31 protein-coding genes are annotated in these 26,969 nt (G+C 44.6%); all 31 read left to right on the top strand.

The genetic code is table 11. The annotated features are described in order from the left end of the window. Positions 1–22 precede the first annotated feature (22 nt). A complete protein-coding gene (locus IFU39_RS09365) occupies positions 23–244 on the top strand; it encodes a flagellar FlbD family protein (protein WP_017689179.1) in 222 nt (73 codons plus the stop codon). After that, positions 244–705, top strand: a complete 462-nt coding sequence (locus tag IFU39_RS09360) for a flagellar basal body-associated FliL family protein (protein ID WP_091017295.1) — start codon at positions 244–246, stop codon at positions 703–705. The genes IFU39_RS09365 and IFU39_RS09360 overlap by 1 nt, the downstream gene beginning before the upstream one ends. Before the next feature lie 40 nt (positions 706–745). Beyond that, a complete protein-coding gene (gene fliM, locus IFU39_RS09355; protein ID WP_074094566.1) occupies positions 746–1,744 on the top strand; it encodes a flagellar motor switch protein FliM in 999 nt (332 codons plus the stop codon). Then, a complete protein-coding gene (gene fliY / locus IFU39_RS09350) occupies positions 1,734–3,008 on the top strand; it encodes a flagellar motor switch phosphatase FliY (RefSeq protein ID WP_192132330.1) in 1,275 nt (424 codons plus the stop codon). Before fliM ends, fliY begins: the two co-directional genes overlap by 11 nt. Positions 3,009–3,036: 28 nt before the next feature. Next, positions 3,037–3,402: a response regulator gene (locus tag IFU39_RS09345; protein WP_017689175.1), complete on the top strand. Its 366-nt coding sequence runs from the start codon at positions 3,037–3,039 to the stop codon at positions 3,400–3,402. Between the two features lie 11 nt (positions 3,403–3,413). Then, positions 3,414–3,950: a flagellar biosynthetic protein FliO gene (locus IFU39_RS09340; RefSeq protein ID WP_091017292.1), complete on the top strand. Its 537-nt coding sequence runs from the start codon at positions 3,414–3,416 to the stop codon at positions 3,948–3,950. Beyond that, complete coding sequence (gene fliP, locus IFU39_RS09335) at positions 3,947–4,702, top strand: flagellar type III secretion system pore protein FliP (RefSeq protein ID WP_036609355.1); 756 nt, start codon at positions 3,947–3,949, stop codon at positions 4,700–4,702. The genes IFU39_RS09340 and fliP overlap by 4 nt, the downstream gene beginning before the upstream one ends. 25 nt (positions 4,703–4,727) lie before the next feature. After that, positions 4,728–4,997 (top strand): flagellar biosynthesis protein FliQ, encoded by a 270-nt coding sequence (fliQ, locus tag IFU39_RS09330; RefSeq protein ID WP_017689172.1) that lies wholly within the window; start codon positions 4,728–4,730, stop codon positions 4,995–4,997. Between the two features lie 10 nt (positions 4,998–5,007). After that, on the top strand, positions 5,008–5,796 hold the full coding sequence (gene fliR / locus IFU39_RS09325) for a flagellar biosynthetic protein FliR (RefSeq protein ID WP_017689171.1): 789 nt from the start codon (positions 5,008–5,010) through the stop codon (positions 5,794–5,796). A gap of 23 nt (positions 5,797–5,819) precedes the next feature. Further along, positions 5,820–6,902 (top strand): flagellar biosynthesis protein FlhB, encoded by a 1,083-nt coding sequence (gene flhB / locus IFU39_RS09320; RefSeq protein WP_188310541.1) that lies wholly within the window; start codon positions 5,820–5,822, stop codon positions 6,900–6,902. Between the two features lie 25 nt (positions 6,903–6,927). Further along, the gene (flhA, locus tag IFU39_RS09315; RefSeq protein ID WP_091017288.1) at positions 6,928–8,961 is read left to right on the top strand and encodes a flagellar biosynthesis protein FlhA; all 2,034 of its coding nucleotides are present in this window, start codon (positions 6,928–6,930) and stop codon (positions 8,959–8,961) included. Then, complete coding sequence (flhF, locus tag IFU39_RS09310; protein ID WP_091017286.1) at positions 8,958–10,310, top strand: flagellar biosynthesis protein FlhF; 1,353 nt, start codon at positions 8,958–8,960, stop codon at positions 10,308–10,310. Before flhA ends, flhF begins: the two co-directional genes overlap by 4 nt. Continuing rightward, positions 10,307–11,194 carry a MinD/ParA family protein gene (locus IFU39_RS09305; protein WP_091017284.1) on the top strand — a complete coding sequence of 296 codons (888 nt, stop codon included), beginning with the start codon at positions 10,307–10,309 and terminating at the stop codon, positions 11,192–11,194. Before flhF ends, IFU39_RS09305 begins: the two co-directional genes overlap by 4 nt. Positions 11,195–11,226: 32 nt before the next feature. Beyond that, the gene (locus IFU39_RS09300; protein ID WP_091017282.1) at positions 11,227–12,669 is read left to right on the top strand and encodes a protein-glutamate methylesterase/protein-glutamine glutaminase; all 1,443 of its coding nucleotides are present in this window, start codon (positions 11,227–11,229) and stop codon (positions 12,667–12,669) included. Between the two features lie 32 nt (positions 12,670–12,701). Further along, positions 12,702–14,774 (top strand): chemotaxis protein CheA, encoded by a 2,073-nt coding sequence (locus IFU39_RS09295; protein WP_192132329.1) that lies wholly within the window; start codon positions 12,702–12,704, stop codon positions 14,772–14,774. A 41-nt stretch (positions 14,775–14,815) separates the two neighbouring features. Then, positions 14,816–15,277: a chemotaxis protein CheW gene (locus IFU39_RS09290; protein WP_036609340.1), complete on the top strand. Its 462-nt coding sequence runs from the start codon at positions 14,816–14,818 to the stop codon at positions 15,275–15,277. Between the two features lie 10 nt (positions 15,278–15,287). Then, a complete protein-coding gene (locus IFU39_RS09285; protein WP_091017763.1) occupies positions 15,288–15,908 on the top strand; it encodes a chemotaxis protein CheC in 621 nt (206 codons plus the stop codon). Further along, positions 15,901–16,398 carry a chemotaxis protein CheD gene (locus IFU39_RS09280; RefSeq protein ID WP_017689162.1) on the top strand — a complete coding sequence of 166 codons (498 nt, stop codon included), beginning with the start codon at positions 15,901–15,903 and terminating at the stop codon, positions 16,396–16,398. The genes IFU39_RS09285 and IFU39_RS09280 overlap by 8 nt, the downstream gene beginning before the upstream one ends. Before the next feature lie 4 nt (positions 16,399–16,402). After that, the gene (locus IFU39_RS09275) at positions 16,403–16,846 is read left to right on the top strand and encodes a hypothetical protein (RefSeq protein ID WP_091017278.1); all 444 of its coding nucleotides are present in this window, start codon (positions 16,403–16,405) and stop codon (positions 16,844–16,846) included. Between the two features lie 15 nt (positions 16,847–16,861). After that, positions 16,862–17,650, top strand: a complete 789-nt coding sequence (locus IFU39_RS09270) for a FliA/WhiG family RNA polymerase sigma factor (protein WP_017689160.1) — start codon at positions 16,862–16,864, stop codon at positions 17,648–17,650. 62 nt (positions 17,651–17,712) lie between these two features. Continuing rightward, positions 17,713–19,122, top strand: coding sequence for a DUF342 domain-containing protein (locus tag IFU39_RS09265; protein ID WP_192132327.1), 1,410 nt, complete (start codon positions 17,713–17,715; stop codon positions 19,120–19,122). A gap of 52 nt (positions 19,123–19,174) precedes the next feature. Continuing rightward, positions 19,175–19,489: a hypothetical protein gene (locus IFU39_RS09260; protein ID WP_036609332.1), complete on the top strand. Its 315-nt coding sequence runs from the start codon at positions 19,175–19,177 to the stop codon at positions 19,487–19,489. 65 nt (positions 19,490–19,554) lie between these two features. Beyond that, positions 19,555–20,139, top strand: coding sequence for a hypothetical protein (locus IFU39_RS09255; RefSeq protein WP_192132325.1), 585 nt, complete (start codon positions 19,555–19,557; stop codon positions 20,137–20,139). A gap of 3 nt (positions 20,140–20,142) precedes the next feature. Then, positions 20,143–20,769 (top strand): endolytic transglycosylase MltG, encoded by a 627-nt coding sequence (locus IFU39_RS09250; RefSeq protein WP_192132322.1) that lies wholly within the window; start codon positions 20,143–20,145, stop codon positions 20,767–20,769. A 294-nt stretch (positions 20,770–21,063) separates the two neighbouring features. Then, positions 21,064–21,762 carry a 30S ribosomal protein S2 gene (rpsB, locus tag IFU39_RS09245; RefSeq protein WP_047842496.1) on the top strand — a complete coding sequence of 233 codons (699 nt, stop codon included), beginning with the start codon at positions 21,064–21,066 and terminating at the stop codon, positions 21,760–21,762. 115 nt (positions 21,763–21,877) lie between these two features. Next, positions 21,878–22,528: a translation elongation factor Ts gene (tsf, locus tag IFU39_RS09240; protein ID WP_036609326.1), complete on the top strand. Its 651-nt coding sequence runs from the start codon at positions 21,878–21,880 to the stop codon at positions 22,526–22,528. Positions 22,529–22,760: 232 nt separating this feature from the next. After that, on the top strand, positions 22,761–23,489 hold the full coding sequence (pyrH, locus tag IFU39_RS09235; protein ID WP_017689153.1) for a UMP kinase: 729 nt from the start codon (positions 22,761–22,763) through the stop codon (positions 23,487–23,489). Continuing rightward, positions 23,489–24,043, top strand: a complete 555-nt coding sequence (frr, locus tag IFU39_RS09230; protein ID WP_017689152.1) for a ribosome recycling factor — start codon at positions 23,489–23,491, stop codon at positions 24,041–24,043. The genes pyrH and frr overlap by 1 nt, the downstream gene beginning before the upstream one ends. Before the next feature lie 89 nt (positions 24,044–24,132). Further along, a complete protein-coding gene (locus tag IFU39_RS09225) occupies positions 24,133–24,900 on the top strand; it encodes an isoprenyl transferase (RefSeq protein WP_192132320.1) in 768 nt (255 codons plus the stop codon). 16 nt (positions 24,901–24,916) lie between these two features. Beyond that, entirely contained in the window at positions 24,917–25,711 is a 795-nt protein-coding gene (locus tag IFU39_RS09220; protein WP_047842497.1) for a phosphatidate cytidylyltransferase, read from the top strand. 70 nt (positions 25,712–25,781) lie between these two features. Continuing rightward, entirely contained in the window at positions 25,782–26,921 is a 1,140-nt protein-coding gene (locus IFU39_RS09215) for a 1-deoxy-D-xylulose-5-phosphate reductoisomerase (protein ID WP_105598216.1), read from the top strand. The last annotated feature ends 48 nt before the right edge of the window (positions 26,922–26,969 follow it).

Here is a 26,969-nt window from a genome sequence, read left to right as displayed (position 1 = left end):
ACTCTGATCAAGGGGGCTTAGCATGATTTCGGTTACGCGGTTAAATGGTTCTCCCATGTGGTTAAATGCGCTGATGGTTGAAATTGTGGAAGAGACGCCGGATACGTATATTACTCTGGTAACTGGAAAGAGACTGATTGTGCTTGAAAAAGCCGCTGACGTTATTTCCAAAATTAAAGATTACAACCGTGAAATCGGGGTTCAGGCAGCCACTATTAAAGTGCAGCAAACGGAGGAATCCTGATGAAAAAAATGATGCCCTGGCTTGCAACAATGTTGCTGGCGATAACACTCATTGTGGTGGTTGTGTTTGTATTTATGCAAGGACAGAACGGGAATAAGGACGACACACATACGGCGGCAGCTTCAGAAGCCAAGAAGATGACTGCGGATGAGATTGTAGAAGTTTCCTCTGAGCTTGGAGAAATTAAAACCAATTTGGCTGATACAGATCATGTTATTGTCGTTAGCTTCTCATTCAAGTTGGCTGACGTAAAAGCCAAGGAAGATTTCGAGAAAATTAAAGAAATTGTCGTAAAACCGATTATCATTCAGACGCTTGCAGATACGAAGTCTGATGAACTGGCTACAGCAAAGGGTCGGATACTATTTAATGAGAAATTAACAGGTCTTATTAATGAAGCTTTACCAGAAAGTAATTTAAGTAGTACGAGCTTTTCATCCATTGTGATAGCAACGATGTAAATGAACAGAACATGCTGTAGACCTGTAAGGGGGTGAGAACATGGTGGATGTATTATCACAAAATGAGATTGACGCCCTATTAGCAGCCCTTTCCTCTGGTGAGATGGATGCTGAGGAATTGAAGAAGGAAGAAACTCAGAAAAAAATCAGATCGTACGATTTTAAGCGGGCAGTGCGTTTTTCCAAAGACCATATCAGAAGCTTGACTCGTATTCACGAAAACTTTGCACGCTTTCTCACCACTTATTTTTCAGCCCAACTGCGGACGTTCGTTCAAATCAATGTCGTTCAGGTCGAACAGTTGCCTTATGATGAGTTTATCCGTTCTATTCCTAAGATGACGATATTGAACATTTTTGAAGCGGAGCCACTACAGGGACGAATGGTGATGGAAGTCCATCCAAACGTGGGATATGCGATGTTGGATCGCCTGCTTGGTGGAACCGGAACTGCTCCAACCAAGATCGCATCGATGACGGAGATTGAGACGACCATCATGGAGCGGATATTCAGCCGAGCATTTGAAAGTTTGCAGGAAGCATGGAAGACTGTGTTGGATATTTCCCCAAGGATGGAAGCGCTCGAGACCAATCCGCAATTTATGCAGATTGTATCTCCCAATGAGACCATTGCTCTGATCTCGCTCAGTACCAAAATTGGTGACACGACAGGCATGATCAATCTATGTATACCGCATGTCGTTCTTGAACCTATTATGTCACGGTTGTCAACTCATCAGTGGTTTGTTTCGGAGAAGAAAACGAGAGCTCCGGAGGAGTATGATGCTCTAAAAGAGCGTGTGAACAAAGCCAAGTTACCAATCGTTGCGGAATTGGGAGAATCGAGAATTTCAATTGCAGAATTTCTGGGTTTGTCCGTTGGTGATGTCATTACGTTGAACAAACCAGTTGATGAGGGACTTTCCATTAAAGTGGGTGACAAACTGAAATACATGGGCAGTCCGGGGACAATCAAAGACCGTGTGGCTGTGCAAATAGACAAGATTGTCACCGAAGGAGTTGAAGAATTTGACGAGTAAGGATTATTTATCCCAAGAAGAAATCGATGCTTTGCTCAGGCAATCGGAATCGATAAACAGCTCTGAACCCGCTGAAAAGACGGTTGATGATTTTTTGACCGAGCTGGAGCAGGATGCCTTGGGGGAGATTGGTAACATTACATTTGGTAGCGCGGCAACAGCCTTATCCACGCTATTAGGCCTCAAAGTAGATATTACAACACCTAAAGTTTCTATTATTAGTCGAACGCAGTTTGAAGAAGCTTTTCCTAAGCCGCATGTTGCTGTTCATGTGAATTACGTGGATGGATTCGAAGGCATTAACTCACTTGTTATCAAGAAGAGAGATGCTCAAGTCATCGCTGATTTGATGCTGGGTGGCGAAGGAAATCCGGTCGATGAAGAACTGAATGAAATCCATATTAGTGCAGTACAGGAAGCAATGAACCAGATGATGGGTTCCTCTGCAACCTCAATGTCCACCATTTTTAATCGTTTTGTGAATATTTCCCCTCCAGGAATCGATATTCTCAATCTGGAGAGTGGAGAGGGTGTAAGTAATCTTCCAGCAGATGAGACCCTTATCCAAGTTTCATTTCGTTTGTTAATCGGGGATCTGATCGATTCCAATCTGATGCAGTTGCTTCCAGTACATTTTGCCAAAAACATGGTAGATATGCTGATTGGAGGCGCTCAGGAGTCAACTGCAAGCGCACCAGTGGCATCAACATCTGAACCTGCGCCAGCAGCTGTACCAGCAACGCCACCACCGGTTGCGGAGCAGCCGCCCGTTCAGCACCAACAGGCTCCACAGGCTCCACAACAACCTGCGCAGGACTATAACGGATATGGACAGGCCCCGATGGGTATGCCTCAAGGAATGCCGCCACAGCAGCCGTATGGCACGCCACCGCAGCAACCTTATGGTGCACCTCAACATTACGGTGGAATGCCAAATAGGAATGTTAACGTACAACCAGTTCAATTCGCCAATTTGCAAAATGGGGCGTATGGTCAGGTAGACGAAAACAATTTGAATTTATTGATGGACATTCCCCTTAAAGTCACCGTAGAATTAGGAAGGACCCAGAAGCAAATTAAAGATATTTTGGAACTGTCACAGGGTTCGATTGTCGAACTGGATAAGTTAGCCGGGGAACCTGTCGATATTTTGGTAAATAACAAACTGATCGCCAAGGGAGAAGTTGTCGTTATTGACGAAAACTTTGGTGTTCGTGTTATAGATATCGTTAGCCAATGGGACCGAATTCAGAAATTACAATAAGCACAATTTAGGGAGGACTTGAATCAAGATGGCAAACCGAATTTTAGTCGTAGACGACGCTGCATTTATGAGAATGATGATCCGGGACATTTTGTCCAAAAATGGATATGAGGTTGTTGGTGAGGCTCAGGATGGCTCACAAGCAATTGAGAAATTTAAAGAGCTTCGTCCGGATCTGATCACAATGGATATTACGATGCCTGAGATGGACGGCATTGCAGCTTTGAAAGAAATCAAGAAGATTGATGCTAACGCTAAAGTAATTATGTGCTCCGCGATGGGTCAACAAGCGATGGTAATCGACGCTATTCAAGCAGGTGCCAAAGACTTTATCGTTAAACCGTTCCAATCTGACCGCGTTATCGAAGCGATCAGCAAGACACTGGGCGTTTAAGAGACATGATGATGGCTCAGGGTGATATTCCAGGAGGAGCTGGCGTGGGAAGTAATTATTATTTACAGCTTGTATGGGTGATTGTTGTCCTGGCCGTCATCCTGGCCCTTATTGTTTACCTGATCCGTTTTCTAAACAAACGGAATCAGCAAATGTTCCGGCACGGCACAATTCGTACCCTGGGTGGAGTTGGACTGGGGCAAAACAAGTCGTTGCAAATTATGGAAATTGGTGGATGTGTATATCTGCTTGGTGTAGGTGAAGACATCCAGTTGATAGATAAGGTTTCGGATCTGGAAGAGGCCCAAAGAATCATTGATTCCTTTGAACGAGATGCTGCTGCACAACAAGGAAATCTCTCACCTCTCATTGCCAAGCTGACAAAACGTTTCCGTAGAGAAGAACCGCCGCGGGAAATGGAACTAGAGGACACAACTTCTTTTCACGAAATGTTTGAATCCAAACTTCGGCAGATGCCTAACCGTAAAGAGAAGATGGAAAAGCTCCTGGATAAAGACAATACTACAGATCGGTCGAGGGATTCATGAAGAAAAAGATTTGGTTAGCGTGTTGTTTATTAGGACTTATCAGTCTGGCATCTGTAACGGTTGCCTTTGCCGAACCCATTCCGAATATTGATATTCAGATTGGAAACGGTGATGGAGGGACGCCAAGTACGAGTTCACTGTCCATCATTCTGTTAATTACGGTGCTTAGTATTGCTCCAGCAATGCTTGTACTGATGACCAGTTTTACTCGGATTGTGATTGTGCTCGGTTTTATACGTACATCTTTGGGTACACAACAAATGCCACCCAATCAGGTGCTGGTCGGTTTGGCGCTATTTCTGACACTTTTCATTATGTCGCCGACATTGTCTTCCATAAATCAGGTAGCGCTTCAGCCCTATCTCCAGGGAGAGCTAACGCAAACCGAGGCACTTGAAAAAGCAGCGGATCCCATGAAGAAATTTATGTTTAGTCACACCAGAGAAAAAGATCTTCTGCTGTTTATGAAGTACAATCAGACTGAACAACCAAAGACCTATCAGGATATCCCAATTACTGTTATGGTGCCGGCATATGTAATCAGTGAGTTGAAGACAGCATTCCAGATGGGGTTTATGATTTTTATTCCGTTTCTGGTTATAGACATTGTTGTCGCGAGTACACTCATGGCAATGGGGATGATGATGCTTCCGCCGGTCATGATCTCATTACCTTTCAAAATACTGCTCTTTGTCCTTGTGGATGGGTGGTATCTGGTTGTCAAGTCACTGTTACTGAGTTTTAACACTTGATCCGGAAAGTTAAAGGAGGACGGTCATGACTTCGGAATTTATTATCGGTCTGGCCGGGAAAGCGGTATACACGTCATTGCTGGCCAGTGCACCCATGCTTATACTAGCTCTGGTTGTAGGACTTGCAATCAGTATTTTTCAAGCGACAACTCAAATTCAGGAACAAACATTAGCTTTTGTACCCAAGATTGTTGCCGTACTTCTGTCAGTACTTTTGTTTGGACCTTGGATCTTAAATATCTTGGTCGATTTTACGTTCAACATTCTCGATAATCTATACAGATACATAGGGTAGGCTTTAGCAGATGGAGACATTGTTGCAAAGTTTCCCTGTCGCTCTGCTTATGTTTTGTCGAATCACATCATTTTTTGTAACTGCGCCAGTTTTTTCGGCTCGAAATGTGCCGACTTCAGTTAAAATTGGTATCTCTGCATTTGTCACATTGTCTGTCTATCTGATTTACGGAATAGACCAGACCGTACCCACCGATCTGAGCTATGTTTTATTGATCATCAGAGAGATTCTAATTGGCCTGCTTTTAGGTTTTGTGGCTTATCTTTTGATGACGGCTGTTCAGACTGCGGGAACCTTTATCGATCTACAGATCGGTTTTGGTATGGCCAATGTATATGATCCAATGACAGGTGCTTCAGCGCCACTTACGGGTAACTTGAAGTATGCATTTGCTATGCTTCTGTTTCTGACGATGAATGGACACCATTATTTGCTGGATGCGATCGTTTACAGTTACCGGTGGGTACCATTATCGAATGTGTTTTTCCTACGGTTGGCAGATGGAAGTATTGCTGAATTTTTGATTCAGACCTTAGGTCAATCATTTATGCTGGCTTTTCAGATGTCGGCTCCGATTGTAGTTGCGTTGTTTTTGACGGATGTTGGATTAGGTTTTTTGGCCAAAACTGCTCCTCAATTTAATGTATTTGCAGTTGGGTTGCCGCTTAAGTTACTCGTTGGTCTTGCTATTCTGCTTTTGCTGGTTCCCAGTTTCTCCTTTGTATTTAGTCAATTGTTCGAAGCGATATTCAGATCGATGGAAAAATTGCTTGGAACCATTGGACAAAGGCCCGGCTGAGTGAAACGGAGGAAAAGACACAAATGAAACTTCAACTCGACCTCCAGTTGTTTTCAGGGGAGAAGACGGAGAAAGCTACCCCGAAAAAGAGACAGGATACACGAAAAAAAGGACAGATTGTCAAAAGCGCTGAACTATCTGGCGCATCCATTCTCCTAATCGTGTTTTTGATCATGATGGTATTCAGCAATTACTATAAAGAACGTATAGTTCGTCTGTTTACAGATATCTTCATCAATCGATTGAGTATGGATATCACCGGAGAGAATGTGATGGCGCTTATGATGCGCTATGGCATTGAAGTTTTGTTATTGATCGCTCCCGTTTTGCTGGGTGCGTTACTGGTTGCTTTGATCGTTAACTACATGCAAGTTGGTTTTCTTCTTGTAGGGGAAGGTTTGAAGCCAAAACTTGAGAAACTGGACCCGATTAAAGGTTTCAAAAATATATTCTCTCTCCGCTCATTAGTGGAATTTGCTAAATCCATTTTGAAAATGTCGATTATCGGTTATCTCGTTTACAGTACAATTAAGGGCTACCAGTCAGATATTGCTTCACTTTCTCATTTTTCATTGGATGCTATTTTACATTTCGCTGCGTCGATCACTTTAAGTCTTGGGATCAAGATTGCAGTGGCATTAATGATACTTGCGATATTTGATTACATGTATCAGAAGTATGACCATGAGAAGAAGATTCGTATGTCCAAGCAAGACATCAAAGACGAGTACAAGAAAATGGAAGGTGATCCGCTGATCAAAGGTAAAATCCGGGAACGCCAGCGTCGTATGGCAATGCAGCGTATGATGCAGGAAGTGCCGAATGCGGATGTAATCATCACGAACCCGACCCACTTTGCGGTTGCGCTAAAGTATGAAGGTTCCGAGATGGAGGCACCACAGATTATTGCCAAAGGTCAGGATTATGTCGCCTTGCGTATTAAGGAAATTGCCAAAGAAAACGGTGTTATTACGATGGAAAACAAGCCGCTGGCACGGGCATTGTTCCAGAGAGCCGAGATTGGTGACGCTATACCGGCCGATTTGTTTCAAGCGGTAGCTGAAGTGCTGGCTTATGTATATAAACTAAAGGGCAGAACGAAATAAAAGGGGATCGGAGGCCGTACATTCATTGAAGATTAAAGATATAGCTGTCCTTGCGGGTATCATTGGCATTGTGTTAATGATGATTCTCCCGATCCCGCCCTGGCTGTTGGACTTGTTGCTCGTCGTCAACATTTCAATTGCACTGATGATACTCCTTGTTGCCATGAACAGCAAAGAAGCGTTGCAGTTTTCTATTTTTCCAGCTTTGCTGTTGATCACTACACTATTCCGACTGGCACTGAACATTTCGACAACCAAGCTAATCCTTGGTGATGGGGATGCGGGAGCCGTAGTTGCTACCTTTGGTAGCTGGATTGCTGGAGGGCAAATTGCAATTGGATTTATCGTGTTTTTGATCCTCGTTGTTGTTCAGTTTATCGTTATTACAAAGGGGTCTGAGCGCGTAGCTGAAGTTGCTGCCCGATTCACCCTCGATGCGATGCCTGGTAAACAAATGAGTATCGATGCGGATCTGAATGCGGGTCTAATCAACGAGCAACAAGCTCGTGAGCGTCGTTCCAAAATTGAACGTGAAGCCGATTTCTATGGAGCGATGGATGGGGCAAGTAAATTCGTAAAAGGTGACGCAATTGCAAGTATTATCATCCTCCTGATCAATCTCATAGGTGGGTTCATTATCGGTATGACTGTGCATGGGATGGCTTTTGCAGATGCAATGTCAACGTACTCTGTACTGACTATCGGAGATGGATTGGTAAGCCAAATCCCGGCTCTGCTTATTTCCACAGCAGCAGGACTTATCGTCACCAGAGCGTCTTCAGAAGGAAACCTGGCAGATGATATTACGGGGCAACTGTTTACATATCCAATACTAATTTATATCGTAGCTTTCGTTATTGCCATGCTCGGTTTCTTCACACCCATTCATGTTATTACTACGCTTCCGTTGGCAGGTGTGTTGGCATATGCCGCGTGGCGTATGCAGAATAATCTGAATTTGAAACAAGTAGCGGAAGAACAGTTGGAAGAAGAACAGCAGATTGAAGAGGTTAGAAGTCCTGAAAGTGTAATTAACCTGCTTCAGGTGGACCCTATTGAGTTTGAATTTGGTTATGGTTTAATCCCGCTTGCTGATAATCAGCAGGGTGGGGACTTATTGGATCGGATCATTATGATTCGGAGGCAGTGTGCTCTTGAACTGGGGTTAGTCGTTCCGGTCATACGGATTCGAGATAATATCCAGCTCAGACCCAATGAGTATGTTATCAAAATCAAGGGTAATGTGGTAGGTGGCGGAGAACTGTTGTTGAATCATTACCTTGCCATGAGTCCTGGCTATGATGAGGAGTCTGTAACAGGTATTGAAACGACGGAACCTGCTTTTGGACTTCCAGCACTATGGATTGATGAAGTAACCAAAGACAGAGCCGAACTTGCAGGATATACGGTCGTTGATCCGCCTTCCGTTGTGGCTACACATCTGACGGAACTGATTAAGAAACATGCGCATGAGTTACTTGGAAGACAAGAGACAAAAGCACTTGTGGATAATCTCAGAGAGAACTATTCTGCCCTTGTGGATGAACTGATCCCTTCTCTACTTTCCATTGGTGATGTACAGAAAGTGCTTGCTAAGTTATTGCGTGAGAAAATATCTATTCGGGATATGGTGACCATCTTCGAGACACTGGCTGACTATGGTACGTATACGAAAGATCCTGATGTGCTGACTGAATACGTCAGACAATCCCTCTCGCGTCAGATTACTCAGCAGTTCTCACAGAAAGGTGAGACACTTCGAGTGATCACGGTTGGACCTGGTCTTGAGAAGAAAATTGCTGAAAGTGTGCAACAATCGGATCAAGGCAGTTATCTTGCGTTAGACCCTGTTTCTACACAAAGTGTATATCAGAAGCTCAGTGAACAAGTAAACCGTTTGATTCAATCAGGTCAACAACCTGTTGTATTAACTTCTCCAACCATTCGGATGTATCTGCGTCAGGTTATTGAACGTACTATGCAGGACATTCCTGTGCTTTCCTACAGCGAGTTGGAGCCGAATGTTGAAATTCAAAGTATCGGGGTGGTGAACTTATGAGAGTAAAACAATACGTTGTTGAGACCATGCCCGAAGCTATGCTTCAAATTCGCAAAGACCTGGGAAGTGATGCTGTTATTCTGTCCACCAAAGAGATTAAGGTGGGCGGAGTGATGGGAATGTTTCGAAAAAAAAGGATTGAAGTTGTAGCTGCAGTGGATAAGGAAGAAAACAAGCAAACAACAAAGCCAGTACAAAATCAATTCACACCTGTACCTCGTGCATTTGTACCTGAGGCTTATCGGCAAACAGCTCGTTCGTTTGTTGCGGCTTCTGATGAGTCGGCTACAACGAATACAGCTGATCAAAGTGTACAGGACCAATCTGCTGCTGCTCCGTCTGTGTTTGAATCGCGTAATATCGGTTCAGACATAGACAGCAGCTCAGGTTCTTCGAGCATGGATCATAAACCGCGACCGCAAGGGGCGGATTTTTCGGGTTCAACAACTGGTCCAAAGCCAACAGGTTCAGACCTGCAGCAGGATAAGTTGATGACTGAATTGCAGGATCTTAAACAAATGGTGACCAGGCTTTCAAAGCAAGGTACTTCTGCAGACCCTGTGCCAGAGGAACTGCAACCGATCCGAGAGCGTTTGACAGAACAAGATGTCTGGCCTGAAGTATGGGAATCCTGGTTTGATTCAATTCAAGCAAAATGGTCTGAGGATGGATTGAAAGAACAGGATGTAGAACAAGCGGTGAAACTTGAGGTCATGCACTTTTTGGAGCAACGTATTGAAGAAGGCATTCTTCCAACCACTCGAATCGTCTATGTAGCTGGACCAACCGGTGTAGGGAAAACTACGACGATTGCAAAATTGGCTGCTGAACAAATGTTCAAAAAACAGCGTAAAGTTGGATTCATTACATCAGACACGTATCGGATCTCGGCGGTAGAACAGCTTAGAACATATGCTTCTATACTGAATGTTCCACTTGAGGTGGTACAATCGCCCGGTGATACACAACGTGCCATTTCTCGATTAGAGAATTGTGATTTGATCTTTATGGATACAGCGGGTAGAAACTACAGAAATGAATTACTTGTTTCAGAACTGCAAAGTTTGCTTGCTCCTGTAGAGAATAGCGAAACCTTTCTGGTCATGAGCATGACTTCCAAAAGCGCTGATATGGTGCAGATCACGGAACATTTCAGTAAATATGGACTGGATAAGGTGATTTTTACCAAAATGGATGAGACTGGGAGTTGCGGTCCGCTATTTAACTTGTTACACCGTTTTCCACTCAAGCTCGCATATGTGGCAAATGGACAAAATGTTCCGGACGATTTGTTGAAACCAGATGCAGATTCGTTGTCTAAACAGTTGCTGGGAGAATGGTCACAATGAAGGATCAGGCAGCTGCACTTCGAAGTATGGTCTCCGCGCCATTGGAATTGGAAGGCATTGAGCGAGATATTCGATCCTCGAAAATCATTACTGTGGCCAGTGGTAAGGGAGGTGTTGGTAAATCCAATTTCACACTGAACTTTGCCTTGGCGTTGCAGGCTTTGGGGCAAAAGGTACTTGTATTTGATGCTGATATTGGAATGGCTAATATTGATGTTCTTATGGGTACGTCTTCTTCCTATAATCTTTACCACCTGTTGTACCGACAAAAAACCATAAGGGAAATCATACAACTGGGTGCCAGTGGCTTGCCTTACATTGCTGGAGGATCGGGCATGAAAGAGTTGTTCTCATTGTCAGATCGTGATCTGGAGTTTTTCGCCAGTCAAGTCGAGGATATTGCCCAGGAAATGGATTATGTCATCTTTGACACTGGGGCAGGACTCTCCAGAGAGAATATGAAGTTCATCGGTGCTGCTGATGAATGCCTGATTATAACTACACCTGAACCGACTTCAATAACCGATGCTTATGCTTTAGTCAAAGTTATGCACGGCCAGGAAAATGCTACGCCCTTTCGGATGATCGTTAACCGGGTGGAAGACGAACGAGAAGCGGAACGGGTGGCAGAAAAAATAGCTGGAGTGGCGAGGCGGTTTTTGCAGACGGATATTCCGCTGCTTGGGTATATTTCAGAAGACGCCCAGGTAGTCAAGGCGGTTAAAAGGCAAATGCCCTATAGTCTGGCTTATCCGAATGCCAAAGCCTCTAAAGATATAGAGAAACTTGCTCTTCGTTATCTGGCTGTACCTGCAACTCCGGGATCCGGAACCTTGACAGGAATCAGGGGATTTATGAATAAGTGGCTTAAACGGACAACGTGATTTCTGAATAAAGGAAACAGGGGTGACACAACATGGCGGCGTATCAAGTATTGGTTGTCGATGATTCCGCTTTTATGCGTAAGATTGTTACGGATTTGATCCAAGCGGATCCGGAATTCAAGGTTACGGCAACGGCATCAAACGGTAGAGAAGCGATTCAAAAATCACTAGAATTGAAACCCGATATTATTACAATGGACGTTGAGATGCCCGAAATGAATGGGTTGGATGCATTAAAATCAATTATGAAGGAATCTTTCGTTCCTGTGATTATGCTCTCTGGTATCAATGAACAAGGCATGAAAGAAACCATTATGGCGCTTGAAGCTGGGGCATTTGACTTCATTCGCAAACCATCTATTTCACATGACCAGGATATTGCTCAAGTTGGTAAAGCCTTGGTTGAACGCATGCGAGCTGCGATGAATGAGATCAAAAGAAAAGCTGATCGTGAGTTATCCATGAAAAATAGAGACATGTTGCGAGGAGCAGTTGCTCCCCCAACTCAGCCATTGCAGAAAGAACTGCCGGCCAGGGATCGAGCGGAGCCCGTGAAAAAAACGATCGAATCTGTCGAGACGATTCAACGCTCTATTCGAGAGCGGACTGAAGCCTTTCAGGCCAAAGCAAAGAAACCCATTGAACCATTGTCACCTTCAAAACCAGATCGCGTAGAGAATAAACCGGAGCCTTTGCCAAAAGCTGAGCGTAATTTGGGGGCGAAGGCAGAAAAAGCAGTGAGGTCAGCTAATCCAGTACAGACTCCAAAGGAAGTTCGACTACCTAATGCAGCTAGAGTGGCAGCTGATCAAATAGCGGCAACTTCTGCCTCTGCAAAAGCCAAGGATGTAATCAAGCCTAATCCTGTTCCCAAAGGTGGAGGGGGGCTGGAAGGACCATTCAACAAACTTGTGGCAATAGGTTGTTCTACGGGTGGACCGAGGGCTCTCAAAACTTTGCTTGAGCAGTTGCCTGCTGATTTGCCTGCACCGGTCATTATTGTGCAGCATATGCCGCCCAATTTCACACGTTCTTTGGCTCAACGATTGAATACATTCAGTCCACTGCATGTGGTTGAAGCTGAAGATGGAATGGTTCTGAAAAAAGGAACCGCCTATATAGCACCCGGTGGATTCCATGTGAAAGTTAACAAAACAGCAGACGGGAAGTTTATTGTGAAATTGACTGAAGACCAACCAGTGAATGGACATAGACCTTCAGTGGATACGATGTTTGAGTCACTTCTGCCGTTTACATCTTTACAAAGGCATCTTGTTTTGCTAACGGGAATGGGAAGTGATGGAGCACGTATGATGAAGAGATTATACGAAGCTGGAGTTACATCAACCTTTGCCGAGAATGAAGAAACATGTGTTGTATATGGTATGCCGCGCTCTGCTGTAGAGCTGCAATGCGTTCGTCATCTTCTGCCATTGCAGGAGATTGCTTCTAAACTAGTTCAAGCAGTGAAATAACGGAGTGTAACTCACGGAGGAGGTGCCTCACAATGGACATGAACCAATATTTATCCATGTTTATTGATGAGTCTAATGATCATCTGCAATCGCTTAACGAAAACATGCTTCAACTTGAAGGCAATCCGGAAGACCTGGGCATAGTTCAGGTTATATTCCGCTCTGCTCATACCTTGAAGGGTATGGCAGCAACTATGGGCTTTGAAGATTTGGCATCACTTACACATAAAATGGAAAATGTGTTGGATCTGGTTCGTAATGAGAAATTGAAAATGCAGGATTTCATTTTTGATACCATGTTCAAGAGTCTGGACGCTTTGGAAACCATGGTTCAGGATATTACCGAAGGTGGACAAGGTAAAGCAGATGTGTCGTCAATCGTAGCTTCACTTCAAGCCATTGAAAATGGTGAAATGACAAACGGAAATGGACCTGTTACAGAAACAAACAAGCCGGCTAACGCTTCAATCTCTTCGGCTGTGGAGCTGGATGAATTCCAATATTCAGTGCTGGATCAGTCGATCGCCGAAGGTCATCGTGTGTTCTACGTGGATGTGCTTGTTAGCGAGCATAGCCAGTTAAAAGGTGTACGGGCTTATATGGTCTTTGATATGCTGGAACGTTCGGGTGAAGTCGTTAAGGCTTACCCATCCGTTCAGGATATTGAGCAGGAGAAGTTTGAGCGCAGTTTCTCGTTGTATTACATAACAACTAAAGAGGCGCACGAACTGGAAGAAGGCATCATGAGTATCTCTGAGATTGAAAGTGCAAAGCTCATTCAACTGGATCAGGAGACTCTTCAGCAGATGGCTAATCAGGTAGCAGCTACAGTTGAAGCGCCACCCGCACCAACAGCTTTAGCTGAGGTTGCTTCGCCGGATAAGAATTCTGTACCCAAAGAAGAAACCACAACGGCACCAGCTAAAACAGCTGCACCGAAGCAAGCTGCTGCACCTTCACGTACCATTCGTGTGGATATTGAACGTCTCGACGTATTGATGAACCTGTTCAGTGAATTGTTGATTGACCGTTCACGTCTGGAGCAACTGGCGAGTGAGACAGGCAACAATGATTTATCCGATACAGTAGCTCATTTAAGTCGAGTTAGCACAGATTTGCAAAATATTGTACTGAAATTGCGGATGGTTCCGGTAGATACCGTATTTAATCGATTCCCGCGCATGATCCGTGATCTGGCTAAGACACTTGATAAAAAAATCGATCTGGTGATTACAGGTGCTGAGACGGAACTGGATCGTACGGTAATTGATGAGATTGGTGATCCGCTTGTGCATTTACTGCGTAACGCGGTTGACCATGGTGTGGAATCCATTGCAGAGCGTGTAGCTGCAGGTAAACCAGAGATGGGTACAGTAAACCTGCGTGCCTTCCACAGTGGAAATCACGTATTTATCGAGATTGAAGATGATGGTAAAGGTATCTATCGCGACAAGCTTTTGAAAACAGCGATCAAACGTGGTGTTGTTACCGAAGAACAAGGTGCCAAGATGAGTGATGATGAAGTGAATCAACTGTTGTTCGCACCTGGTTTTAGTACTGCTGATATTATCTCGGATATCTCTGGCCGGGGCGTTGGCTTGGATGTAGTAAAATCGAAGATCACTTCGCTTGGCGGTAATGTAACGATTCATTCAACTCCAGGCAAAGGCACGAACTTCTCTGTTCAGCTTCCGTTGACACTATCCATTATTGCTGCAATGCTTGTACGACTTGGTTCAGAGAAATATGCTGTTCCGTTGTCCTCCATTGTAGAGACGGCCATTGTACAACGTGAGCAAGTTCGTAATATTCACGGCAATAAAATGATCACGTTCCGTGAGTCACTGATTCCGTACTTGTCTTTGAGCGAAGTATTCTCTGTACCGGATTTCAATGACGCTGATGAGCAAGAAACAGAAATTGTCGTGATTCGTAAAGGCGACCGTCTTGCAGCCGTAGCTGTTGAAGAATTTATTGGACAAAGTGAGATTGTTCTCAAATCAATGGGAACCTATCTTCCTGCTATTGAAGGAATCTCTGGAGCAACCATTCTCGGAGATGGACAAGTAGCCCTGATTCTTGATCCTAATGCATTTATTAAATAAGCATAGAGCTAAGTCTTACATTTAATAGGGAGGTTTTTTATATGGAAGAAGAGTTGAAAGTCATCGTCTTTAAATTGGGTTCCGAAGAGTATGGTATTGAGGTAGACAAGGTTCAGACGATTGAGCGCATGATGCCAATTACCCGTGTTCCCAAGACACTTTCCTTTGTAAAAGGAGTTATTAATCTACGCGGTGTTGTAATTCCAGTCATTGATCTGCGCGGTCGTTTCTCCCTTCCGGAAACGGAATACACGGATCAGACTCGTATTGTTATCGTAGGTGTAGACGACATGCAAGTTGGCTTTATCGTAGATTCTGCCAATGATGTTATTGATATCAAGAGCAGTGCGATCGATAGCCCACCAGAAGTGGTTGGCGGCGTCAAGGCGAGATACCTGCGAGGTGTTGCTAAATTGGAGGATTCACGCTTGTTGATCATGCTCAACCTAAACGAAGTATTAAATAAAAGCGAGATTGTACAGCTGGAAAGTGTTGAGGGCTAGTACCGTGGAGATGTTCAACCGATTTGAGGTATTCCAGATGGATGTGCTCAAAGAGGTCGGTAACATTGGAGCAGGCAACGCCGCAACGGCGTTGTCTCAACTCCTCAACAGACCGATTGACATGGGTGTACCTACAGTACAAATGCTCCCTTTTGAAGAAGTTGCCGAAAAAGTGGGCGGAGATGAACGCATCGTAGTGACCGTGTTTCTTCGTGTAGAAGGCGAAGCACCGGGAAATCTTTTCTTTATGATGACACCAGAGGCTGCTAAAATGTTGTTGAATAGACTTGCCGGGTTTGATCTGAAAGAAGGACTCGATTTTACAGATATGGAACAATCAGCGCTTTCCGAGATTGGAAATATTTTGGCTGGATCCTATCTTTCTTCTCTGGCAGATTTCACGAAGTTGTCTATGTATCCAACTGTCCCTGGACTTGCCATCGACATGGCAGGTGCCATTCTAAGTTATGGCTTGCTGCAATTTGGCGAGATGGGTGACGCTGCATTGTTGATTGACACATCTTTCTTTGAAGGTGAAGATCAAGTTGAGGGTCAGTTTTTCCTCATTCCGGATCCACCATCCTTTGCAAAGATATTTGAATCGCTAGGGGTGCCACTGAGCCATGATTGAGGACAAAAGCGTCGTTAAAGTCGGTATGGCGGATTTAAACATCGCTCATCTTCCTGGTGTAATCCGTACGACTGGCTTGGGTTCGTGTGTGGGATTAACAATGTATGACCCACATTTGAAGCTGGCTGGAATGGCGCATGTCATGCTTCCTACTTCAGAGATCGCCCGTGAAGGGAAACTGAACACTGCGAAATATGCGGATACGGCGTTGCCTGAGCTTTTGGAAAAGATGATTAAACTAGGCGCTTCACACTCACGTATTGTGTCTAAAATGGCCGGAGGCTCTCAGATGTTTGCCTTTGCTGGCGCTGGAGATACAATGCGTATTGGACCAAGGAATGCAGATTCTTGTCGAGAGTGGCTTCAAAAACTCAATATCCCTCTTCTAGCAGAAGATACGGGTGGGAATTATGGACGAACGATTGAGATGGATTGTGAAACTGGACTTTTGACTATTCGAAGCGTACAAATGGGTGTAAAGGAACTATAAGACTATGATAGGAAACTACCGCATTAATCTTGGAGCAGGCATCGTTGGGTTTATTCTTACTTTTTTTGTAGCATACAGCAGCAATGTGCTGATGACCAGTTTAATTCGCGGATTGATCGGATTCGTAGCCTGGTTTGTCCTTGCATATGGTTTACGCTGGGGATTGGGATTGCTGCTGAACCCTCAGATCGAGGGAAATGGGTATGGTTATGATTCACCAAGTGCTCAAGATCAAAGAGGTTCACAGGTGGACATTAAAATCGAAGACGATGGACAAGAGCTGAATGATTTGCTCAAGAATGGACAGAACGCTTCATCTGGGGACGATCTTCCGCCATCTGAGACGAAAGCTCCAACGGGATTCGCCCCTTTGGATCCGCCTAAACTTGTCCGGACCAAGGATCCGGAGGAATTGGCGCAGGCCGTTCGTCACCTGACAGACAAATAAGGAGGGTGAAAGCAATTGAACGAGCGTAAAGCTTCACATTTGAACCATTCTGATCTGTGGGAAAAGTGGAAAGAACATGGAGATCTTGAAGCCAAGAAAACTTTGATTGAAAAGTATCTTCATATTGTAAATTATGTATCCGGTCGACTGGCTGTTGGTTTGCCCAAAAATGTTCCCAAGGATGACTTGGAAAGCAATGGAGTTATGGGTTTAATTGATGCATTGGAGAAGTTCGACTATGAACGTGGTCTGCAATTTGAAACTTATGCATCATGGAGGGTCCGCGGAGCCATTCTTGACGGTCTGCGTCAAGGTGATTGGGTTCCGCGTTCTGTGCGTGAGAAGGCCAAGCGAATTGAAGACGCCTATCAACAGCTGGAACAAAGTTATCTCAGGTCTGTTAGTGATGAGGAAATGAGCGAGTACTTGGACGTATCCACTAAAGATTTTCAACATATGCTTCAGGAAGTGGCAGTCATGTCACTTTGCTCGCTGGAGGATCCAATTCGTGAAGAAGAGTCTGAGACTCGTCTGTCTTTGATGGTGGATGAGAAAGCCAAAAATCCGGATTATAAAGTGAATGAGTTTTATTTGAAGGAAGCTTTGGTGCAAGGGCTTGACAAGTTGACGGTAAAAGAGAGAACGGTTGTTTCACTATTGTATTACGAAGATCTTTCTCTTAGTGAAATTGCTGAGGTTATGTCCCTTTCTCCGTCTCGTATATCCCAGTTACATTCCAAGGCAATATTACGATTACGCGGCACGTTGGACAAACAGAAAGATTTGTTGATGCGTAAAGATTAATAGAGAGAAGTAATATCATTGGAGTTTGGGGAGTGGAAAGTCTAAAAGGGGGAAGAATTGCGGTGACACAGCGGACTGCTTTGGAACAATGTTTAAACATTGTTTTATCGGACGACAAATGCACAGCCTACCTTGAATTTTCCAAAGAGGAAGAAGGCTTTGCCTGCACGATTGATGAACTTGAACAATTTGTGGCGGACAAGGGCATCAGACAAGGTGTATCGCGAGAGGCATTATTACTTTTTGTGAGCAACCCTGAAACCTATTTAAAAGATAAATACAAGATTGCCGAAGGTATCGCTCCCATTCAGGGAACAGATGGATTCATCAAGATTCTGGTTGGAATGGACGATACGAACGAACGACGACCGCTCGAATCGGAAGATGGAACTGTCGATTACAAAGAAGTGACCCGGTTAAACAATGTCCGTAGTGGCCAGATCATTGCAGAGCGGATCGCTCCTAGCGATGGCATACCAGGCAGGGCAGTAACGGGTGAGGAAATTCCTTATCGTCCGGGAAAAGAAGCTCGGTTTAAAGTTGGGAAAAACGTTGTGATTAACCCGGATGGTTCTGCGATGTATGCTGCACTGGATGGGCTGGTTACCAAAACGGACGGTAACAAACTGAATGTGTTTCCTGTTTATGAAGTCAATGGTGATGTTGACTACAATAACGGTAATATCGACTTTGTAGGCACAGTTGTCATACGAGGCAATGTACTTACCGGATTTAAAGTAAAAGCAGCAGGTGACATTCGTGTCGTCGGAGGTGTCGAAGGAGCTGAACTGGAAGCAGGCGGCTCAATCGAAATTACCGGTGGTATTATTGGTTATAACAAAGGACTGGTACAAGCAGGCCATAATGTTAAATGTACTTTCATTCAAGAAGGCAACGTAGATGCCGGTGAAGATGTTCTGGTTTCCCAAAGTATTATGCACTCCAATATTCGTGCTGGCCACGGTGTCATCTGTGCGGGAACCAAGGGTCTTATTGTTGGTGGCTCGATCCAGGCTGGTCAGAACGTCTCAGCGCGTGTTGTGGGCAACAGCATGTCCACGGTCACTTCCATTGAAGTTGGTGTGCTACCAAAGTTGCGTAACGAACTCAATGATTTGCGCAAGGAAGTCAGAGAGCAGATGGATTCCTTGGACAAAACGAAGAAAGCTTTGACATTGCTGGATCAATTAGCTGCCGCTGGACAACTAACTCCAGATAAGATGTCGATGCGAATCAAGCTGAATGCTACGCAGAAATCTGCTCTTCGTATAAGTGAAGAAACGAAAATGCGTATCTTTGAAATTGAAAAGGCACTTGAAGATACAAGTAAGGCTCGTGTTGATATTCTGAAGATGATTTATGGAGGCTCTAAAATAGTTATCGGCAGATACACGAAATTTATTAAAGATCCAGTGAGTCGAATTTCATTTTATTATCACGATGGTGATATTACGATGGTTCCATACGTTTAAGTACAGCATTCAGTCACAGGAAGAAATCCATTCGAAACCGTGAGGTGAGCGTATGAGTTTCAAAGCAGTGGAGTTGCAGATTGCGGTACCACGAACAAGTGAAGCGGGACGTTATCAAAGTGAAGCCCAACAGCGACCGATTACGGATCAGAATCTTTTGGCAGAGCAAACGTCGAAAGAAGCAAATGAAGCAAGGCAACGAAGTGAAGCAATGGACGAAACTTCACAGACTTCGGTGCGTGATGGTCATAACCATGATGGGGATCAGCAGAGTGGTTCCGATGGACAGGAGACTGCTCAGGCTCAAGAAACTGTCAAACCTGCAGAGCACCCGTACAAAGGTAAACACATAGATTTGTCATTATAATAGATGGTTGTTATAGACATGAAGCCTTGCGCACCGATGGTTGAATCAGAAGGAGAGAACCCAATTTGTCACCATGGATCATTATTGTCATATTAGGGGGCTGCGCCATCGCCTACGCTTATATTATGCCTCGGAAAAACAAGGCGCAAGAGCCCGGGCATCAATTGGTGCAGGAGATGGAATCTACGCTTGAACATTACATGACCGAGATCGAAAATGATAATGATGCTCTTATTCAACGTGTGGCTGAAATGAAGGGAGAAGCGACAGCAGCAGATCAACGTATGCAATTGCAACTTCAGGAATTACAGCAGCGGTTGGATCAGCTGGAACAGAGCAAAAAGAACGAACCTGTCGCATCAACTGTGCCACACTCAGGTAATGTACCTGTGCAAGCCTCCGAAGGTTTGCAAGCTCAAGCGCTCGTGAAAAGTGTACAAGCAGAGGCGGCCCAGCAGGCGTTAGAAGCAGACCTACAGATCAGCAAGGTTGAAACTTTGCCTGAGCGTGAATCGATTAAAGATAGATACCCAGAACTCTTTAATTTACATGCTGAGGGTAAATCGATGGATGCCATATCCAAGCAGACAGGCATTCAGCGTGGTGAGGTACAGTTAATACTTCAATTGGCAGAACGGGAGGAAAGCTAAGTCATGGACAAGCGATCCTTATGGATTGGTCTGGGGAGCGGCATGATTATTGGTGCAGTTTTGCTTCAACTGGCCACAGTCGGACAAAATGCATTATCGGATAGTAATCTGGCCCCTGAGCAGACTGCCAATATGACCAAAGAACAGCTTGAAACAGCGGCGAAAAGCCTGGATATGAAGGTGGTCGGTTCTGAAGAGGATTTGTACACAGAAGCTGAGTGGATAGAGAAGAAAAAGCAGGAAAGCAGTGAGTTGCAAGGGGAAACAGCAACACCACCTGAGACAGTAACCTCTACGGAAACACCTGCAGAGCCTGAGAAGCCACAAGAGCCTACTGCAAGTGAAGGTGAAGGGCAGAAAGAGATAACTGAGCCGAAGACAACAGAACCTGTAACGCCGAGCAATCCGAAAGGCGCAACAGTATCATTCAAAGTACGTTCAGGCAATAGCCTTGCGATCGTTGCAGCAAACCTAAAAACCGCGGGAATCGTAGATGATGCTCAAGCATTCATAAAGGCTGGCAAGGCTGAGCGAATCAATACCAAAATCCAGGTGGGTACCTATGCGCTTGAAAAAGGGGAAAGTTTCAAATCCATTATCGCAAAAATTACGAAAGAACCGTCAAACTGAGCATGCTCGGACAGGACGGTTTTTGCGTATTAAACGGTACATTTTCAAAGCTTGATAATAATTAGCTCTGAGTTACATATCAAGTTTAAATGATTCGATACTAGCAAAAAATGAAAAGTAGATTTTAGCTTCAAAGACTGTTGCATCGGACAGTCAGTTATGCTATATTAGATAACGGTGTTAAAACACACGCATGTGCTAATTTTGTTGAGGGTGCTTTCCTTATGGAGAGTCTTGGCGAAAAATGATGCCGGCGGAGGACACAATAAAAACCATATTAGGAGGTGTGTGAAGATGGCAGTAATCTCCATGAAGCAGCTTCTCGAAGCTGGGGTACACTTCGGTCACCAAACTCGTCGTTGGAACCCAAAAATGGATCGTTATATCTTCACTGAAAGAAACGGAATTTATATCATCGACTTGCAAAAGACGGTGAAAAAAGTCGAAGAGGCTTACAACTTCGTTAAAGGAATCGCAGGAGAGAATGGTACAATTCTTTTCGTGGGTACTAAGAAACAAGCTCAAGATTCCGTTAAAGAAGAAGCTGAACGTGCTGGTCAATTTTACATTAACCAACGCTGGCTTGGCGGTACCCTGACTAACTTCCAAACTATTCAAAAACGTATTGATCGTTTGAAACAGTTGGAAGCTTGGGAAGAAGACGGTACATTCGCTGTATTGCCTAAAAAAGAAGTTATCTTGCTTCGCAAAGAAAAAGATCGTCTGGAGAAATTCTTGGGCGGTATTAAAAATATGAAAGGCCTGCCAAGCGCCCTGTTCATCATCGATCCACGCAAAGAGCGCATCGCTGTTGCGGAAGCTCGCAAATTGGGTATCCCAATTGTTGGTATCGTTGATACTAACTGCGATCCGGATGAGATCGATTATGTTATCCCAGGTAATGACGACGCGATCCGCGCTGTTAAATTGCTGACAGGTAAAATGGCTGATGCTGTAATCGAAGCTAACCAAGGCGAAGAAACTTCCGCTTAATAGATTCGAACATATGTTATAAACTAAATGAAAAGGGTGGTTGGCAGGTGGATAACCTCTCACTGCCCTTTTTTTAGAGTGTACGTACAATACTTAATGTTGGAGGGAATTTATAATGGCAGTTAATGCGAGTGCAGTAAAAGAACTTCGCGAAAGAACGGGCGCTGGTATGCTCGATTGCAAAAAAGCACTGGAAGAAGCAAACGGTGATGTAACAAAAGCAGCTGAATTGTTGCGTGAGAAAGGTCTTTCTGCAGCAGCAAGCAAAGCAGGCCGTGCAGCAACTGAAGGCGTTGTTGAATCTTACATCCACGCTGGTGGACGTATTGGTGTCTTGGTTGAAGTTAACTGTGAAACAGACTTCGTTGGTAAAACGGATCAATTTAAGGATTTCGTTAAAGATGTAGCTATGCAAATTGCTGCAGCTAATCCTAAATTCGTTACACGCGAAGAAGTTCCTGCAGATGAGCTGGAAAAAGAAAAAGAAATCCTGAAAGCTCAAGCTCTTAACGAAGGCAAACCAGAAAAAATCATTGAAAAAATGGTTGAAGGCCGTATCGGTAAATACTACGAAGAGTACTGCCTGCTGGAACAAACTTTCGTTAAAGATCCAGACAAAACGATCTCTCAATTGCTGAACGAAAAAATCAGCCAAATTGGTGAAAACATCTCCATCCGTCGTTTCGTTCGTTACGAACTGGGTGAAGGTCTAGAGAAAAAAGTAGACAACTTCGTAGAAGAAGTAATGTCCCAAGTAAACAAATAAGACGGTTTCTATAAACCGGCGAGCAGAATTGATTTTCGAAGATATAAGAATGATGAAACTTCGAAGCGTAAACTCCCTTATATCTCAGGAAAACAATGCCTTACCGGTTAAACGTTTTTCCTAAAAGAGCGGAACACAACTGTGTTCCTTTCTTTTTAAGCAGGAGGCCATGCGCGAGAAGTTTTGTTGGTTGAACACCAAGCGTGTTCGATTCAAAGTGGAGGGTGAATAATTGGAACAGCCAGTATTTAAACGTGTTGTCTTAAAGGTCAGCGGAGAATCTCTTTCCGGTCAAAACGGCTACGGTATTGATGCAGATACGATCTCGTCGATTGCCCAACAGGTAAAAGAGGTTGTTGCACTTGGTGTACAGGTTGCTATTGTATGTGGCGGCGGAAACATCTGGCGTGGAATTGCCGGTAGTGAAAACGGCATTGATCGTGCAACTGCCGATTATATGGGTATGCTGGCGACAGTAATGAATTCGCTGGCACTGCAGGATGCTTTGGAACAGATTGAAGTGCCTACGCGTGTACAGACATCTATTGCAATGCAACAGATTGCAGAGCCTTATATTCGTCGTAGAGCTATTCGCCATCTGGAGAAAGGCCGGGTCGTTATTTTTGCAGCAGGTACAGGTAACCCGTTCTTTTCCACGGATACAACAGCAGCACTGCGCGCAGCGGAGATTGAAGCAGAAGTTATCTTGATGGCCAAAAATAAAGTTGATGGTGTATACTCAGCAGATCCGTTTAAGGACAGTACAGCTGTGAAATTTGATCAGTTGACTTACATGGATATTCTTAACAAAGACCTTGGTGTAATGGATTCGACGGCATCCTCGCTTTGTAAGGACAACAACATCCCGTTGATCGTATTTGCCATTACTGAACAAGGTAACATCAAACGTGTTGTTCTGGGCGAACGCATCGGAACAATCGTTAAAGGGAGTGTAGATTAATGCCACAAGCGGTTAAACAACATGCCGAAGAGCGTATGGAAAAGGCAATTCAAGCATTGCGTCGTGACCTGGCTACTTTGCGTGCAGGCCGCGCAACTCCAGCTCTTCTGGACCGAATTCAGGTAGAGTATTATGGAGCAATGACGCCATTGAATCAACTCGCTAATATCAGTACTCCGGATTCCCGTACACTGATGATTCAGCCTTGGGACAAATCCTCCATGGGTGACATCGAGCGTGCCATCATGAAATCGGATCTGGGTCTTACTCCAGCCAATGATGGCAGCATGATCCGTTTGTCTATTCCGGCATTGACGGAAGAACGAAGAGCGGAACTTGTTAAGCTGACCAAGAAGTTCGGTGAAGAAGGTAAAGTAGCGATTCGTAACATTCGCCGTGATGCGAATGATGACATCAAGAAAATGGAAAAGTCAGATATTTCCGAGGATGAATCCCGGAGACATCAGGACGATATCCAAAAATCGACCGACAAGTTTATTGCTGAAGTCGATAAGGTACTCGCTGCCAAAGAAAAAGAAATTATGGAAGTGTAAGACAAGCGCAGCCCCTCCAATACGGTGGGGTTTTGTCTCTTTTTCCAAGCTTCAGATAAAGAAACTTCAGGGATTTTGGAGGAACAGGAATGATCAAACGGGTTCGGTCGTGGTGGAATGGGGCTGACAAGCAGGAAACGCTGACTATATCCGAGGACAATATCCCGCAGCACGTCGCCATCATCATGGACGGCAATGGACGATGGGCCAAACGTTTGGGACTCCCGCGTATAGCCGGGCACCAAAATGGCATGAAGGCGGTCAAACGTGCGACCATCGCGGCGGATGAACTGGGCATCAAATATCTGACGATGTACGCTTTTTCGACAGAAAACTGGACGCGTCCAAAAGAAGAAGTGGATTTTCTGATGCGACTTCCGCAAGAATTTCTGGCTATAGAGCTGGATGAACTTATAGAAAAAAATGTGCGCATTCGCATGATGGGGCAAGAGGAACATTTACCTTCTCATACCATCAATGCCTTGCGGGAAGCCATTCGTCTTACGGAACATAATACAGGTCTCGTTTTGAACTTTGCAATGAACTATGGAAGTCGTCGTGAAATGACGGACTGTGTTAAACAGATCGCTCTGCAGGTGAAATCGGGGGAACTATCGGCAGAGGACATAACACCTGAACTCATTGATAAAAATATGCTGACGGTTGACATGCCTGATCCGGATCTGCTGATCCGGACGAGCGGAGAGTTGAGATTAAGCAACTTTATGCTTTGGCAGCTTGCATATAGTGAATTATGGTTTACGGATATATACTGGCCCGAATTTGGCAAAAAGCATTTGCTTGAAGCAGTAGCCGAATATCAGCGCAGAACAAGGCGTTACGGCGGTTTGAAATAGATGGAGGATGAAGCCGTTGAAACAGCGATTAACGACAGGAATCATAGCAGGTGTGTTGTTTTTAGGTTTTTGCATGCTGGGCGGACCCTGGTACCATGGTTTGGTATTGCTTATGGCTCTCATCGGTTATTATGAATTTGTTAAAATGACCGGGGTGATGCCTTTTTCAGGTGTGGCCCTGATTGGATATGCTGGTGTTTTTGCCATTGTGTTTCCTTGGGAAATGCTGTGGGAGGCAAGACCGCTATCCTTATTTCAGGTCATCTGGATAGTAATGCTTGTACTGATGACAGCTTCGGTTGTTACTAAAAATAAGGTTCCCGTGAATACAGTGGCCATGCTTTTCCTCGGCGTGTTGTATATAGGGATCGGTTTCTATTACATTGCAGAATCCAGACATCTGCTTCATGGGTTGTTCTGGACGTTCCTGTTGCTGGGTTCCATATGGGCCAGTGATGCAGGAGCTTATTTTGTAGGGAAACTCATTGGTAAAAACAAACTGTGGCCTTCCATCAGTCCAAACAAGACTATAGAGGGCGCACTGGGTGGCATCGTAATTGCAATTGTTACTTCTGTCATTTTTGCATTAGTATCAGATGGTTTGCTTTCCTGGCAGAGAGCGATTGTAATCGGAATTGCCTGTGCAGTTGTAGGTCAAATGGGTGACTTGATCCAGTCTGCATACAAACGTGTATATAATATCAAGGATTCAGGCAGTCTTCTCCCTGGGCATGGAGGCATTCTTGATCGGTGCGACAGCTGGATTGTTGTTTTTCCATTCGTACATATACTAATGCTACTGCCCTACTAAAGAAGAACATGAGTCTGAGATAACAGCATTGTTCGCCGTAGGCATTGGATAATTAAAGATGAGGTGCAGCATGAAAAAAATTGCGATTCTCGGGTCAACCGGTTCCATTGGAACCCAGACACTGGATGTAGTTGACATGCATCCAGAACTCTTTCAAGTGGAGGGACTGGCTGCCGGAGGCAATACAGACCTGCTGATCGAACAAACCAAACGTTACCGGCCGAAGAAGGTATCGGTGGGGTCCAAAGAACTGGCGGAGAAGGTAGCTCCACATTTGCCAGCAGGAACGCAACTATTTTATGGCAACGAAGGACTCGTAGAAGTTGCGGCAGGAACCGATGCACATACGGTTGTTACAGCGGTGGTGGGCAGTGTCGGATTGGAGTCAACGCTTGCTGCCATAGACGCAGGCAAACAGATCGGACTGGCCAACAAGGAGACATTGATTACAGCCGGGCATATCGTTACGACAAGAGCGGCTGCCAAAGGAGTCTCTTTACTGCCCGTTGATAGTGAGCACTCTGCCATTTTCCAATGCTTAAATGGTGAAAACAGAGAACGCCTGACAGGCATCACGCTCACCGCTTCAGGTGGATCATTCCGTGATCTTACCCGTGAACAGTTGAAGAACGTGACTATAGAGGATGCGCTTAAACATCCGAATTGGTCAATGGGCTCCAAAATCACGATAGACTCGGCAACGATGGTTAACAAGGGACTTGAGGTCATTGAAGCACATTGGTTATTTGGTCTTCGATATGATCAGATTAATGTATTGCTTCACCCGGAGAGTGTTATTCATTCATATGTGGAATTTGATGACACAAGCATCATCGCACAACTGGGGAATCCGGATATGCGAGTTCCAATTCAATATGCACTGACTTACCCTGACCGCTTGCCATCACCGGCACAGCGTCTGTCTCTTGCTCAAGCTGGGAAATTACATTTCCGTGAGATGGATATGGAACGGTTCCCGTGTTTAAGAATGGCGTATGAGTGTGGTAAAATGGGAGGAACCGCAACAACGGCGTTTAATGCAGCCAACGAGGTTGCTGTAGCCCGTTTCTTGCGTAAAGAGATTTCATTCCTTAAAATAGAAGATATTATTGCTTCTGTGCTGGAAGCACACCACAATGTGGACGAGCCTGATCTGCAGGAGATCGCACGTTGTGATCAGGAGAGCCGTAAGCTTGCGGCCAGTCTGTAATCTCTTTTTTCATAACAAATTGGAAGAAGTGATTCTCTTGTGCGGCAT

Source organism: Paenibacillus sp. CFBP 13594, assembly GCF_014842675.1.
Taxonomy (GTDB): Bacteria; Bacillota; Bacilli; order Paenibacillales; family Paenibacillaceae; genus Paenibacillus; species Paenibacillus amylolyticus_B.
Note: the sequence above shows the minus strand (reverse complement) of the source record. Positions and strands in the feature narration are given on the sequence as shown.